This is a genomic window from Nocardia sp. CA-107356 (assembly GCF_050946365.1).
GTDB lineage: Bacteria > Actinomycetota > Actinomycetes > Mycobacteriales > Mycobacteriaceae > Nocardia.
Window position 1 is genome coordinate 1,080,047 of the sequence record NZ_CP191992.1, and the last position, 16,923, is coordinate 1,096,969.

Consider the following 16,923-nt stretch of genomic DNA (forward strand, 5'->3'; position numbering starts at 1 on the left):
GTGCACGATACGGAGTTGGGTGGGGCGCGACCGGAAGGGTCGGCGCACGCCGCGTTGCGACCGTTTCCGCTCGCTCCGGCGCAGTTGGGGGTCTGGTACGCACAGTTGCTCGATCCCGATGTGCCGATCAACGTGGCCCAGTACGTGGATGTGCCGCAAGCCTTGGATACCGCGCTTCTGCGAGAGGTGACGATCGAGGCGGCACGCGAATACGAATCAGTGCTGGTGCGCCTCGGCGAATCCGGCGGTGTGCCGACCCAGTGGGTGGATCCGGCGAATTCCGTTGAAACCCAGGTGCTCGACCTGCGCGACCATGCCGATCCGGTGGCGGCGGCATACGAATGGATGCGGGCCGACGCGAGCGCGCCGGTCGATATGCTGACCGATCCGCTGTTCGCGGGTGCCGTGCTGCGGGTCGCCGATTGTCGGTCGTTCTGGTATCTGCGGGTGCATCACATCGTGCTCGACGGGTTCGGCGCGCTGACCAATACCCAGCGAGTGGCCGAACTGTACACCGCGCGAGTGCTGGGTACCGAGCCGCCGACGGTGCGGCCGGGTGCGCTGACCGCGCTGGTCGAGGGCGAACTCGCCTACCGCGACAGCACTCGTTTCGAGACCGACCGGGCGCACTGGGCCGAGCGGGTGGCCGGGCTCGACGGCGCGACCAGCCTGGACGGGCGCACCGCACCGCGTTCGGCGACCAATCTGATCGCCGGTCGAGTCCTGCCGGATGCGCTGGTCAACCGGATGAATACCGTTGCAGCAAGCCAGGATTCGACGCTGGCCGGAGTGCTGCTCGCGGCCTTCGCCGGATATCTCGGGCGGCTCACCGATCGGGACGAGGCGGTGCTGAGCCTGCCGGTGACGGCGCGCACCACGGCAGTGATGCGGCGCTCGGCGGGGATGCTGTCGAATATCGTGCCGCTGCGGCTCGCGGTCGATGGCACCTGGGGGGAGCTATTGCGCGCGACCCGGGTCGAGCTGGCGGGCGCACTGCGCCACCAGCGGTATCGGCACGAGGACATCCGGCGCGATGCCGAGCACGACGGGCGGCCCGCGCGCCGCGCACTATTCGGTCCGCTGGCCAACATCATGCTGTTCGGCAGCGAGCTGACCCTCGGCGCTACGGTCGGCCGGTATCAGGTGCTCTCTACCGGGCCGGTGGAGGATCTCAGCCTGAATGTCTATTACGGCGAGCGCGACAGCGTGCACGTGGACTTCGAGGCGAATCCGAATCTCTATGCCGCCGATGACATCGCGCGCCATCACGCGCGGTTCCTGCGGTATCTGGAGCGGTTGGTGGCCGCCGAGGTCGATACGCCGCTGGCGGCGGTTGCGGTGGCGACCGAACTGGAACTCGAGGTCAGCACCAGGTTTTGGAATGCGACCGCCTTCGACGTGCACGCGGCGCTCGCCGGTGCGCCGACGCTGGTGTCGATGTTCGAGGCGCAGGCCGGACGGACACCCGAGGCCATCGCGGTGCGATTCGCCGCTGCGCCGGATCTGACATATCGGGAACTCGCGGCCCGCAGCAACCGGCTGGCACGGCATCTGATCGAGCTCGGCGCCGGACCCGAAACGCTGATCGCGGTTAACATCCGCCGCTCGCCGGAGCTCGTCGTCGCGATATATGCAATTCTCGCGGCGGGGGCGGCCTATGTACCCCTCGATCCGGATCATCCGGCCGAGCGCACCGCGCACATTCTGGCTACCGCCCGACCCGCGTGCGTGCTGACCGCCGAAGCCGCTGCGACAGCCGAACTCTCCGGGATCCCGGTGATCGGCCTCGACGGGCTGGATCTCGCGGGATATGCCGATGCTCCGATCTGGGATCGGGAGCGCGGCAGCGCGCTGCGACCGGGGCAGCCCGCCTACGTGATCTTCACCTCGGGGTCGACCGGACTGCCGAAGGGCGTCGCCGTCACCCATGAGGCGATCGTGAATCGGCTGGTGTGGATGCAGCAGATGTATCGGCTCTCGGCCGAGGATGTCGTACTCCAGAAGACGCCAGCCACCTTCGACGTATCGGTGTGGGAGTTCTTCTGGCCGTTGCAGGTCGGGGCGCGGCTGGTACTCGCCGAACACGATGGTCATCGCGATCCGGGGTATCTGCGCGCGGTGATCGCCGAATACGGCGTGACGACAGCACACTTCGTACCATCGATGTTGGAAGCGTTCCTGGCTCACCAGGAGTTCACCAACCGCACTTCGTTGCGCATGGTCTTCGCCTCCGGTGAGGCGCTGCCCGCCGCGCTCGCCCAGCGGCTGCGGGTGCTGACCGGTGCGCGGCTGCACAATTTATACGGTCCAACGGAGGCGGCGGTCGATGTCACCTTCCATGAAGTGACCGACACCGATACCCTCTCGGTGCCGATCGGCGCACCGGTCTTCAACACCCGGCTCTATGTGCTCGATTCGCGGCTGAAGCCGGTACCGGTCGGGGCTTCGGGCGAGCTGTATCTGTCGGGGGTACAGCTCGCCCGGGGTTACGTCGGTCGACCCGGGCTCACCGCCGACCGCTTCGTCGCCGACCCGTTCGGTCCGGCCGAACGGATGTACCGCACCGGTGATCTGGTCCGGTGGACCACCCATGGCGAACTGGAGTACCTGGGTCGCACCGATTTCCAGGTCAAGCTGCGCGGGTTGCGGATCGAGCTCGGTGAGATCGAAGCCGTGCTCGGTGCCGTCGATTCGGTGGTGCGCGCGGTGGTCGTGGTGCGCGATGACGTCGGGGTCGGCGAGCAGTTGGTCGCCTATGTCGTGGAATCCGAGCCCGGCACGGTATCTTTCGCTCAGCTGCGGGCCGCGGCGGTCCAGGCGCTGCCCGGGTACATGGTGCCCGCGGCATTCGTGATGCTGGAAGCGCTGCCGGTCAATGCTTCGGGCAAATTGGATCGTGCCGCGCTGCCCGCGCCCGAGCGGAACTCGACCGAATACGCCGCGGCGGCGACGCCGGTGCAGGCTGTGGTCGCACGGGTCTTCGGCGAGGTATTGGGTCACGATCGGGTCGGGCGGGACGACGACTTCTTCGCTCTCGGCGGTAATAGTTTGGTGGCCACCCAGGTCGCGGCCCGTTTGGGCGCCGATCTGGGATGTCGGCTCGGGGTTCGCGAATTGTTCACCGCCACAACGGTGTCCGCACTCGCCGAACTCATCGAGCGGGCGGGTGGAGCCAGTGACGTGCCGGTGCTCGCGCAGCTGCGGGCGCGACACCGGCCGTCGCTGGTTCCGCTATCTCCGGCGCAGCAGCGGATCTGGTTCCTGAACCGGTTCGAGAGTGCCAGCGCCGGGTACAACATGCCCTTCGTGGTGCGGTTGCGCGGTGCGGTCGAGGTGCCCGCGCTGCGTTCGGCCCTGGCCGATGTGGTCGGCAGACATGAGGTGCTGCGCACGATCTTTCCCGCGGTAGCGGCGGCGGAGGCGGCCGCGCGGCAGGTGGTGCTGTCCGAGGACGAGACGGTGGTCGTCGGCGAGCCCGAGATGATCGGCGCCGATGAGCTGGCCGCGGAGTTGGCCCGGTTCGCGGCGCTCGGATTCGACCTCGAACGTGAAATACCCATTCGGGCCCGGATTTTCCTGGTCGATGACGACAGCTGCGCGTTGGCGCTGGTCCTGCATCATATTGCGGCCGATGGGCTCTCGCTGCGGGTCCTGGCGCGAGATGTGATGTCCGCGTACGGGTCCCGGCGTGCGGGAAATGCGCCGGAGTGGGCGCCGCTGCCGGTGCAGTACGCCGACTACGGCCTCTGGCAGCGTGAATTGCTCGGCGTCGCAACAGATTCGGCCGCACTGCTGGCGAGGCAGCTGAACTTCTGGGTCGGCACGCTCGCCGGTGCGCCCGATCTGATCGAGCTGCCCGCCGATCGGCCGCGGCCTGCGGTGTCGTCCGGGCGGGGCGCGGTCTTCCAGTTCGAGCTACCCCGTGACCTGCATACCGAAATCACCGAACTCGCACGTACCCAGGGTGTTTCGAACTTCATGGTGTTGCATGCCGCGTTCGCGGTGCTCTTGTCGCGGCTGTCCAGTGGCGACGACATTGTGATCGGTACACCCGTGGCCGGGCGCGGTGAACGGGCGCTGGACGACCTCGTCGGCATGTTCGTCAACACCCTGGCGCTACGGACCGCGGTCGATTCCGCCGCGCCCTTCTCGGCGCTGCTCGCGCGGGTGCGCGACACCGACCTCGCCGCTTTCGGCCATGCCGAATTGCCGTTCGAGCAGCTGGTCGAGGCCATCAATCCGCCGCGCTCACAGGCGCGCCATCCGCTGTTCCAGGTGCTGCTGGCCTTCGACAATGCTGCGGACATCGCATTCGAACTCCCCGATTTGTCGGTCTGCACCAGTACGCTGGACACCGGAGTGACCAAATTCGATCTCCAGCTCACGGTCACCGAAGGCTTCGCCGGTGGCGGACTCGGGGAAGGTCCGGCACCGGCGGGGGTTCGGGCGGAATTCACCTACGCCACAGATCTATTCGACGAATCCACCATCGCGGACTACGCACAGTGGCTGGTCCGGTTGCTGCGGGCGGTGGTGATCGATGCCGCGTCGCCGGTGGGGGATCTGCCGTTACTGGACGCGGCCGGTCGGCAGCGCGCGATCGAGTCCGGAATCGCCGAACCGTCGCGGCACCGCGCTACCACCTTGCTGGCCGGATTCCAGGCGCAGGTGCGGCGCACGCCCGATGCCGTGGCCCTGGTCGACGCGGCGGGTGCGCTGACCTATGCGGAGTTGTCGGGGCGGATCAATCGGCTTGCTCGGCGGCTGATCGACGCGGGGGTCGGTCCCGAGTCGCTCGTTGTGCTCGGTATGCGGCGGTCGGTGGAGTTCGTCGTCGCCGCCTATGCCGTGCTGAGCGCGGGCGGTGCGTATGTGCCGGTGGATCCGGATCAACCGACTGCCCGGCGTGCGCACATTATCGACTCGGCCCGGCCGGTCTGCGTGCTGACCCGCGCTCGCGACGGATGGTCGATCGGATCCGAGGTGACGGTGCTCGCGGTCGATGTACTCGACTGCTCCGGTTATTCCGGTGCGCCGGTGCTGGATTCGGATCGTGCGCACCCGTTGCGGGCAGCCAACACCGCGTACGTGATCTTCACCTCGGGATCGACCGGTAGGCCGAAAGGTGTTGCGGTATCTCATGCATCGGCGGTGAACCAGATCGAGTGGATTGCCGACGAGTACCGCATCGCGTCCGACGACGTGGTGTTGTTCAAGACTCCGGCAACCTTCGACGTGTCGGTGTGGGAGCTGTTCGCACCGCTGGCGCGTGGGGCGCGCGTGGTGGTGGCCGAACACGACGGGCACCGCGACAGTGCGTATCTGTCCGCCACCATTGCCGCGCACGGGGTGAGCATGACCTCGTTCGTGCCGTCGATGCTGACGGTATTCGCCGACGCCACGGGCATCGCCGAGATCGCGTCGCTGCGAACGGTTTTCGTGGCGGGTGAGGCGATGACCGGTGCGGCGGCGGCCGACTTCGCCGCGGTGAGCCGGGCCGAGCTGCACAATCTGTACGGCCCGACGGAATTCACGGTGCATGCCACCTATGCGGCGATCGATGCGGCGGCAACGGGGCCGGTGCCAATCGGTCGGCCGGTGCGCGCGAGTCAGGCGCTGGTACTCGATGCGCGGTTGCGGCCCGTGCCGGACCTGGTGATCGGCGAGCTGTACCTGTCCGGAGTCCAGGTGGCGCGGGGTTACCAGGGCCGGCCCGAGTTGAGTGCCGAGCGTTTCGTGGCCAACCCGTACGGACCGGCCGGAGCTCGGATGTACCGGACCGGTGATCTGGTGCGCCGCAATCGGGCCGGAGAGTTGGAGTACCTGGGGCGCAGTGACTTTCAGGTCAAGCTTCGCGGGCAGCGGATCGAGCTCGGCGAGATCGAGGCCGCGCTCCTCGGCGCCGCCGATGTGCGGGCGGCGGCGGTTCGGGTGTTCGCGCACGACGCGGGTGAACTGCTGGTCGCCTACGTTGTCTCGGCCGTTCCGGAGGCGGAGCTCGATGCGGTACTGCCGCAGCGGCTGCGCGCCGCGCTGCCGTCGTACATGGTGCCGACCGCCTATATCGCGCTGGCGGAGCTGCCGCTGACCAGTTCGGGCAAGCTGGATCGTCGGGCACTGCCGGATCCGGTGCTGGCCGCCAGGGCATTTCGCGCGCCGACCGCACCGATGGAACTCGCGGTGGCCGAGGTGTTCGCGGCGGTGCTCGGGCTCGACCGGGTCGGCCTGGATGACGACTTCTTCGCACTCGGCGGAAATTCGCTGGTGGCCACGCGGATCGCGGCGCGGATCGGCGCGATCGCCGGGGTCGAGGTTCCGGTGCGGCTGCTGTTCGAATATTCGACGGTAGCCGGGTTCGCGGCGCATCTGCCCACCCGGGGCACGGCACGGAGCCGTCGGGAGCTGGTGGCCGGTCCCCGTCCCGATGTGGTGCCGCTGTCCTACGCACAGCAGCGGATGTGGTTCCTCAATCAGTTCGATGCCGATTCGGTCGCGAACAATCTGACGGCCGCGGTGCTGTTGCGGGGCGTGCTCGACGTGGCGGCCATGAACGCCGCTATTGCGGATGTGCTCGTCCGACATGAGACGCTACGCACCAGATACCCGGCGGTGGACGGTATTCCGCATCAGCAGGTGCTGGCGATCGAGGAGGTCGCGGGTCCGCGCACGCCGGAGCCGGTGGTGGCGGCGGAGGTGGCCGATCGGATCCGTGCCGTGGCGGCAATGCCGTTCGCCGTGGATCGGGAGCCGCCCGTTCGGCTTACCCTGCTCTGCCTACGGTCCGACGGTGCGAGCGGCATCGACGATGCCTCGGACCCTTCGGAAACCGTCGAGCACGTCCTCGTCGTCTCCATCCATCACATCAGCGCCGATGGCTGGTCTATCGCGCCGCTGACCAGGGATCTCATGGCCGCGTACGCTACGCGCCGCGCCGGCGCCGAGCCGGGGTGGGCACCGCTGTCGGTGCAGTACGCCGACTACACCCTGTGGCAGCGCGAGACGCTCGGTGCGGAGGATGATGCCGAATCGCTGCTCGCCGAGCAGATCCGGTACTGGTCCGCCGAATTGGCAGGGCTGCCGGATGTCGTGACATTTCCGGCGGACCGGCCGCGTCCCGCGGTCGCCTCGGGCCGGGGCGCTCGCCACACCTTCACGATCGATGCCGCGACCCACCGCCGACTGCTCAGTGTGGCAGAGGATGCGAACGGTTCGCTGTTCATGGTGGTGCACGCGGCATTCGCCACACTACTGGCGAAACTCGCTGGTCAGCAGGATATTGCGATCGGCACCCCGATCGCGGGGCGTGGTGACCAGGCGCTCGACGATCTGGTCGGCATGTTCGTCAACACGCTGGTGCTGCGCACCGATGTGCGTCCGGAATTCCGCTTCGCCGACTTGATCGTGGCCGTGCGCGACAGTGATCTGCACGCCTTCGCACACGCCGATGTGCCGTTCGAGCGGCTGGTCGAGGTGCTGAAACCGGAGCGCTCGGCGGCGCGGCATCCGCTGTTCCAGGTAATGCTCGATTTCCAGCACACCGCGCAGGCCAGTCCGGAGTTGGCCGGGCTCGCCGCCTCACGACTCGATATCGACACGCGGACAGCGAAATTCGATCTGCAGCTGACGCTCACCGAGACCGTCGACGCCACGGGTTCCCCCGCGGGCATGGCCGCGACCTTCGAGTACGCCACCGATCTCTTCGACGCGCCGACGGTTGCCTCCTTCGCGACCCGGCTGCATCGCGTATTCGATGCGGTAGCGGATCTGCGGGTGCGGATCGGCGATATCGATCTGCTCTCCGACGACGAGCGGCTATTGATCCTCGAATCCTGGAATGCGACAACGCGGCCGGGTGCCGCCGACGCGACGTTGGTGTCGCTGTTCGAGGCGCAGGTCGTGCGGACGCCGGAGGCTGTTGCGGTCTCGTTCGACGGGGTGTCGCTGACGTACGCGGAGTTCGCGGGCCGGGTCAACCGGTTGGCGCGGCTGCTGGTGTCCATCGGGGTTCGTCCGGAGAGCACCGTGGCGATCGGCATGCGGCGATCCATCGATCTGGTCGTGGCCATCTATGCGGTGCTCACCACAGGTGGCGCATATGTTCCGGTGGACCCGGATCATCCGGCGGAGCGGATCGCACAGGTGCTGCGGACTGCTCGGCCGGTATGCGTGCTGACGCGCTCGGATGACGGGTTGGCGCTGCCCACCGAGGTCGAGGGGCGCTCGCGGGTGTGGGCGGTGCTCGATGTGGATCTGTTCGACACCCACGACTATTCGGACGCAGCGCTCACCGACGAGGATCGGCTCGGCGCGTTGCTTGCGGGCCATGCCGCGTACGTGATCTTCACCTCCGGCTCCACCGGACGGCCGAAGGGCGTCGCGGTTTCGCACGCCGCGATCGTGAATCGGCTGGTGTGGATGCAGGACGCATACGCATTGACCGTCGATGATGTGGTGCTGCAGAAGACCCCGGCTACCTTCGATGTCTCGGTGTGGGAGTTCTTCTGGCCCTTGCAGGTTGGCGCGCGCCTGGCTGTCGCGCAGCCGGACGGGCATCGTGACCCGGCGTATCTGGCGCGGGTGATTCGCCGCGAGCGGGTCAGTGTCGTGCACTTCGTGCCATCGATGTTGGTGGTGTTCGTCGCGGAACCATCAGCGGTTCAGTGTGATTCGTTGCGACTGGTATTCGCCTCGGGCGAGGCGTTGCCGCCGAGGCCCGCCCACCGGCTGCGGGAGTTGACCGGTGCGGCGGTGCACAATCTGTACGGCCCGACCGAGGCGGCGGTGGATGTCACCAGCCACGAGGTCACCGATGCCGATACCGACACCGTGCCGATCGGTGCGCCGGTATTCAATACCCAGGTCTATGTGCTCGACGGGCGGTTGCGTCCGGTGCCGGTGGGGGTGCCCGGTGAGTTGTACCTGGCCGGAGCGCAATTGGCGCGCGGATACGTCGGGCAGCCGGACCTGACCAGCGATCGGTTCGTGGCGAATCCGTTCGGCGCTGGTGCGCGGATGTACCGCACCGGTGATCTCGTATGTTGGCGTGCCGATGGGGTGCTCGACTATGTGGGACGCACCGACTTCCAAGTCAAACTGCGCGGCTTGCGGATCGAGCTCGGTGATATCGAAACGGCCCTTGCCGCAGTCGATTCGGTCGCGCAGACGGTGGTCGTACTGCGCGCGGAACAGTTGGTGGCCTACATCGTCGCGCAAGTCGATGCGACGGTCGATACCGATGCCGTGAAATCAGTGCTGAGCAGGCAGCTGCCGACATACATGGTGCCGTCGGCCTATGTGGTGCTCGACGAGTTCCCGCTCAATGCCTCCGGGAAGCTGGATCGCACCGCGTTGCCCGCGCCGGTAGTCGAGACCGCCGTGTTCCGCGCGCCCGGTACGGCGATGCAGGAGATCGTCGCACGGACCTTTGCCGAGGTCCTCGGTGTCGAGCGAGTCGGCCGCGACGATGACTTCTTCGCCCTCGGCGGCAATTCGCTGACTGCCACGCGGGTCGTGGCCCGGTTGGGTGCGGCGCTCGAGATGCGGCTGCCGGTGCGGATGTTGTTCGAGGCGTCCACGGTCGCAGCGCTCGCGGACGAGGTGCGGCAAGGCGGATTCCCGGGACGTGGTGATATCGCGCCGACCGTACGTATACGTCCGGAGCGGATTCCGCTGTCGCCCGCGCAGCAGCGCATCTGGTTCCTCAACCGGTTTCTCGCGGGAGCTGAGACCGGACCCGGCGATGCCGTGGACAACATTCCGGTCGCACTGCGGCTGACCGGTGAGCTGGATGTCGCGGCTTTGGCCGCCGCACTGGCAGATGTCCTCGCCCGGCACGAGAGCTTGCGCACCGTCTACCCGGACAGCCCTGAAGGTGCCGAGCAGGTGATCATCCCCGCGGCGCAGGCTGTTGCGACGCTGCGGTCCGAGCCGGTCACCGAAGCGGAACACACCGCGCACCTCAGGGCATTCGCGGCGGCGACCTTCGATCTGACGGTCGAGCTGCCGATTCGGGCCCGGCTGTTCGCGATCACCGATGGTGCTGCGATCGAGCACGTGCTCGCGCTGGTGCTGCACCACATTTCGGCGGACGGCTTTTCGCTCGGCCCGCTCGCGGGTGATCTGATGACCGCCTATGCCGCTCGTCGCAACGGCGGCGCGCCCACTTGGACCGCGCTGCCCGTGCAGTACGTCGACTACACGCTGTGGCAGGCCGAAATACTGGGCACCGATGAGGATCCGCGGTCGCAGGCGCACCGACAACTCGCGTACTGGCGGGGTGCGCTGGCGGGTCTGCCGGAGCAACTGGAGCTGCCCACCGATCGTCCGCGACCGGCCGTCTCGTCGTATCGCGGTGAAACCCACCGGCTGCGCATCGACTCGGATCTGCACGGTGAACTGCGCGAGCTGGCGCGTAAGCGGGAGACCACGCTGTTCAGCACGATGCACGCGGCCTTGGCGGTGCTGCTGTCGCGCCTTTCGGTCGGCGAGGACATCGCGATCGGCACACCGGTCGCTGGTCGCGGTGCTGCCGAGCTCGATGGACTCGTCGGCATGTTCGTCAATACCCTGGTGCTGCGCACGCATATCGACACCAGGGCGCGGTTCGAAACGGTGCTGGACACCGTGCGCGCACAGGATATCGAGGCGCTGTCGAATGCGGATGTGCCGTTCGAGCGGCTGGTCGAGGCCATCGCGCCCGCGCGGGCGCAGAACCGGCATCCGCTGTTCCAGGTGGCGCTGGCCTTCCAGAACTTCACGCTGCCCCGGCTGGAACTCGCTGATCTCGTGGTGCGGCCGGTCGAATTCGACGCGGCCGCGGCCACATTCGATCTGCAGTTCACCGTGGTCGAATCCGATGACGCCGATGGTCGCGCCGATGGTATGGATATCGAGATCACCTACGCCACCGATCTTTTCGATGCGGGCACCATCGCGGTGCTCGGTCGCCGGTTCACCCAGGTGCTGGCGGCCATCGCGGCCGATGCCACGGTGGTCGTGGGCGATATCCAACTGCTCAGCGCCGAGGAACAGCATCGGGCGCTGCACGAATGGGCCACTCCCGCAGCGGCTTACGTTACCGAGACCGGCACGTTGGCCGACCGGTTCGCGCTGGCGGCTGCCTTCGATCCGACCGCGGTCGCGGTCCGCGCGGGTATCCGATCGCTGACCTATGCCGAACTCGACACCTGGTCGAACCGGCTGGCCCGACGGCTGATCGCCGCCGGAGTCGGACCGGAGGCATTGGTGGCGGTGGCGCTTCCGCGCTCGGTCGAACTGATCGTCGCGCTGCTCGCGGTGGTCAAGGCGGGGGGCGGATATCTGCCCATCGACCCCAACTATCCGGCCGATCGGATCGAATACGTCCTCGACGATGCCCGACCGATCTGCGCGATCACCAGCGCCGCCACCGAATTGACACCCGGCTGGTTCGGCGGGCCCGTGCTGGATATGGCCGCGAATCCGAATTCGATTGCCCCGGGGCCGATCACGCAGGCCGAGCGGCGTGCACCGCTCGACCCCGCGCATACGGCCTACGTCATCTACACCTCCGGATCCACCGGGCAGCCGAAGGGGGTGGTCGTCCCGCATCGCAATGTGCTGCGGTTGCTGGACAACACCCAGGGACACTTCGGTTTCGGGCCATCGGATGTCTGGACGATGTTCCACTCCTACGCCTTCGACTTCTCGGTCTGGGAGCTGTGGGGTGCGCTGCTGTACGGCGGCAAGCTCGTGCTGGTCGACTACTACACCTCGCGCTCACCGCAGCAATTCCTGGAACTGCTTGCCGAGGAACGGGTGACGGTGCTGAACCAGACACCGTCGGCGTTCTATCAACTGATTGCGGCCGACGCCGCCGCACCGCCGGCCGAACTCGCCTTGCGCTATGTGATCTTCGGTGGTGAGGCGCTGGAACCGCAGCGGCTCGGCGGCTGGTTCGCCCGGCATCCACACGCGCCGCGGCTGGTGAATATGTACGGCATCACCGAGACCACCGTGCACGTCTCCTACCGGCGGATCGAGTCGGGCACCGGCTCGGCGAGCGTAATCGGCGGCGCCATACCGGGATTGGTGGTGCGGGTGCTCGATGCCCGGCTGCGGCCGGTGCCGGTCGGGGTGCCCGGCGAAATCTATATCTCCGGCGGCCAGTTGGCGCGCGGCTACCTGGGGCGGCCCGCGCTCACCGCGAGCCGGTTCGTGGCCGACCCGTATGCCGGGGACGGTGCACTGGCCTACCGGTCCGGTGATCTCGCACGATGGACGGCCGACGGCGAGCTGGAGTATCTGGGCCGGGCCGATCAGCAGGTGAATCTGCGTGGGTTCCGTATCGAACTGGGTGAGATCGAGGCGGCGCTGCTGGATGCGGCCGAGGCGGTGCGCGAGGTGGCGGTGATCGTGCGCGCCGATCTGGTGGATGAACCGCGCATCGTCGCGTATGTCGTCGGCTTCGACGAGATGGATACCGCGGTGTTGCGCCAACAGCTCGGATACCGGTTGCCCGAGCACATGGTGCCCGCCGCGATCATGGCGGTGGATCGAATTCCATTGACCGTCAACGCGAAATTGGATCGCGCGGCGCTGCCTGCGCCGGTATTCGAGGCGACGGCCTATCGCAAGCCGGGCACGGTCGCCGAGGAAATCGTCGCCGGAGTCTTCGCGGACGTCCTCGGCATGGCCGATGACGGTCGGGTCGGCGCGGATGACGACTTCTTCGCACTCGGCGGCAGTTCCCTGCTGGCCGCCAAGGCCGCGGCCCGAATCGGTGCCGCGTTCGGCCGTACTGTCGGCGTCCGCGCACTGTTCGATTCGCCACGGGTGGCCGAGCTCGCCGCCGTGGTCGCCGCTGATGATTCGGGGGCGATCGGGCCCGCGCTGGTGGCCGGTGCGCGTCCCGCCCGGATTCCGCTATCGCCCGCGCAGCAGCGGATGTGGTTCCTCAACCGGTACGACCCGCACTCGATCGCCTACAACATTCCGGTGGCGCTGCAACTCACCGGCGCACTGGATATCGCGGCGCTGCGGGCGGCGGTCGCCGATCTGATCGGCCGACACGAATCGCTGCGGACGCGATATCCGGAGGTCGACGGTGTGGCGACCCAGCTGATCGTGCCGGTCGCGCAGGCGGTTCCGTCGCTCTACCCGATCGAGGGCACCGAAGCCGAAATGCCGCACCGTATTCGGGAGCTGGCCACCACCACCTTCGACGTGACCGTCGATATTCCGATCCGGATGCGGTTGTTCCGGATCGCGGGACGTGAGGAGTTCGTCCTGGCCGCGGTGCTGCACCACATTGCCGCGGACGGGTCCTCGCTCGCACCGTTCGTCCGGGATCTGATGCTGGCCTATTGCGCCCGCTCGAGCGACAGCGCACCCGGCTGGACGCCGCTCACCGTGCAGTACGCCGACTATGCGCTGTGGCAGCGGGAACTGCTCGGCAGCGAGGACGACCCCGAATCGGTATCGGCGCAACAGCTCGCGTACTGGACCGGAGCACTGGCCGGGCTGCCCGATCAGCTGACACTGCCGACCGATCACCCGCGGCCCGCGCGCCAGAGCCTGCGCGGAGCCAAGGTGGAGTTCGCGATCGACGCAAGTCTGCATGCCGCGCTCGTCGCGCTCGGACGACGCAGCGGCGCAACGCTGTTCATGGTTGTCCATACCGCCTTTGCCGCACTGCTCGCGCGGCTGTCCGGAAGTTCGGATATCGCGGTCGGCACGCCGATCGCGGGGCGGGGCGAGGCCGAACTCGATGATGTCATCGGCATGTTCGTCAACACGCTGGTCCTGCGGACCCGGGTCGAGGGTGCGGAAAGCTTCGATGAGCTGCTCGGGCGGGCCAGGGGAGTGGATATCGCGGCCTTCTCACATGCGGATGTGCCGTTCGAGCGGCTGGTGGAGGTGCTGAATCCGGAACGGTCGACGGCACGGCATCCGCTGTTCCAGGTCGGGTATTCGTTCCAGAACCATGAGCGCGGTGAACTCCACCTGCCCCGACTCGAGGTTCGTGAGATCGAATTCGACAGCGGTGTAGCGCAATTCGACCTGCACCTGTTTGCTGTCGATCGCTACGAAGCGGACGGCGCGCCCGAGGGTATCGACCTGGCGCTCGGGTATGCGACCGATCTGTTCGCACCCGCGAGTGCGCAGCGGTTCAGTGAGCAGCTGCTTCGGATCCTCGAAGTGGTTGTTAGCCAGCCCGATACAGCCATTGGCGAGCTGGACGTACTCGGCGAGGCTGCGCGTGCCCAGTTGCTGCAGGACTGGAACCGGACGACGCATCCGGTGGCGTCGGCGACGCTGGCAGATCTCATCGATACCCAGGTGGCGCTGACGCCCGACCGCATCGCACTGATAGATGCGCCCTCCGAATCCGTGCTCACCTATGCGGAATTCGACGCCACGGTCAACCGGCTGGCGCGCAGGCTGATCGCCGACGGGGTTGGTCCGGAGGCGACCGTCGTGCTCGCGATGCGGCGCTCCGTCGAGCTGGTTGTCGCCATGTATGCGGTGGTGCGGGCGGGTGGTGCGTACGTGCCCATCGACCCGGACCATCCGGTCGACCGCATCGCGCACATCATCGAGACCGCCGGGCCGCAGTGTGTGCTGACGACCTCGCGCGACGGACTACCCATCGAAACAGCGCTTCCCGTACTGGAAGTGGATCGACTCGACCTGTCGGAATACGACGCGATGCCGATCACGGATGACGACCGGGTTCGATCATTGCGACCCGAGCACCCCGCGTACGTGATCTTCACATCCGGGTCCACTGGTCTGCCCAAGGGCGTCACCATCGCGCATGCCGCGATCGTCAACCAATTGGCCTGGCTGCGTGACCGATTCGCACCGGGGCCGGATGCCAGCGCGCTGCTCAAGACTCCGGCGACCTTCGACCTGTCGGTGTGGGAGTTCTGGTCGATCCTGACGACGGGCGGTCGCCTGGTGGTGACCGCACCGGGCACCGAACGTGATCCGGACCGGCTCCGTGCTCTGATCGAACGGCACGCGGTGACGGTGCTGCACGCCGTACCGTCGCTGGTCGCCATGCTGCTCGCGGTCTCGGACACACCGCTGCCGGATTCGCTGCGGCAGGTGCTCGCCATTGGTGAGGCGCTCGCGCCCGCGACCGCCCTCGAATTCCGCCGCCGGGCCGAGCAGACCGGTGCGCGACTGTTCAACCTGTACGGTCCGACCGAGGCCGCCGTATCGATCACCGGCTTCGAGGTCGATGACGATCCGACCCATATCGTGCCGATCGGGACGCCTGCCTGGAACAGCCGGGTCTATGTGCTCGATGCCCGTCTGCAGCCGGTACCGGTCGGTGTGCCCGGTGAGTTGTACTTGGCCGGTGCCCAACTGGCACGCGGCTACCAGCGCAGACCCGGCCTGACCGCCGACCGGTTCGTCGCGGATCCCTTGGCGAACGCCACCGGCACCACGATGTATCGGACCGGCGATATCGTCCGGTGGCGTCCGGAGGGCACGCTGGAGTACCTCGAGCGCGCGGACTTCCAGGTCAAGATCGGCGGATTCCGGATCGAACTCGGCGAGGTGGAGACCGCGCTGCTGCGACTGTCGGACGTGCGAGCCGCGGTGGCGGTCGCGCGCGATGACGACGAGGCCGGATCTCGGCTCATCGCCTATGTCGCGGTGTCGGAACCGGATGCGACCGCGCGCACCGCGCTCGCCGCTACCCTGCGCACTGCGGTGGCCGCGGAGCTGCCCACCTATATGGTGCCCGCCGCGGTTGTCGTGCTGGAGTCATTGCCGCTCAATGCCAATGGCAAGGTCGATCGGGCCGCCCTGCCCGAACCGGTATCCGCTGCGGCGGATGTCCGCGCACCATCGACCGAACTCGAACGGTTGGTCGCGGCCACCTTCGTGGCGGTTATCGGTTCGGCGGCGCTGCGCGGCGAGATCGGGGTCGGTACCGACTTCTTCGCGCTCGGCGGCAATTCTCTGCTGGCCACGAGGCTCGCCGCGCAGCTGGGTTCCGCACTGGGAGTGCGGGTTCCCGTCGCCGCGGTATTCGATGCGCCGACTGTTGGGCTGCTCGCGGCACACCTGGCCGACCTCGGCGATACCGATGCCAGACCCGCGCTCACCCGCCGGTCCGGCACCGCGCCCGCGCCGCTTTCGCTGGCACAGCAGCGGATGTGGGTGGTCAACCGGCTGGCACCGGACTCCTCGGCCTACCACATCCCGGCGGCACTGCGCCTCACCGGCGCATTGGATGCCGCTGCCCTCGAATCGGCCATCCTGGATGTGATCGAACGCCACGAGACCTTGCGCACCCGGTATCCGGATGCCGAACCCGGTCCGGTGCAAGAGGTGCTGCCCGTCGCCGATCTGGCGTTGCACTTGGCGGCGATTCCGGTGTCGCGGCACGATATCGACGCGCGGATAGACGAATTCGTCGCCGCCGGTTTCGATATCACGGCGGCCGCGCCGGTGCGCGCGGTACTGTTCCGGACCGATATCGAGGAACACCTGCTCGTCGTGGTGCTGCATCACATCAGCGCCGACGGCTATTCGGTCGCCCCGATGACCCGGGATCTCATGCGCGCCTACCTCGCCAGGACCGCGGGCCACACACCCGAGTGGGCGCCGCTACCGATCCAGTACGCCGACTACAGCGACTGGCAGCGGACGGTACTCGGCTCCGACCGCGATCCGGGCAGCCTGCTGTCGCGCCAACTCGACTACTGGACAGCGGAATTGGCCGGACTGCCCGAGGTACTGCCGTTGCCGACGGATCGACCGCGTCCGCCGCGCCGGAATATGCGCGGCGCCGCCGTCGATTTCGAGGTCGATGCCGCGCTCGCCGGGCGATTGGACGCCATTGCGCGCGACTACGGCACCACGTTGTTCACGCTGATCCACAGTGCGTTCGCCGTCCTGCTCAGCAAGTTGTCGGGCACGACG

The 16,923-nt window shown here is 67.6% G+C and carries 1 protein-coding gene (running past one end of the window); it reads left to right on the forward strand.

Annotated features, from left to right (window positions below; translation table 11 throughout):
• Positions 1 to 16,923, forward strand: the 5' portion of a protein-coding gene (locus ACQP1G_RS05205; RefSeq protein ID WP_433198875.1) for a non-ribosomal peptide synthase/polyketide synthase. 903 nt of this gene lie beyond the right edge of the window; 16,923 of the gene's 17,826 nt are visible here — the first part of the coding sequence; its start codon is at positions 1 to 3; its stop codon lies beyond the right edge, outside the window.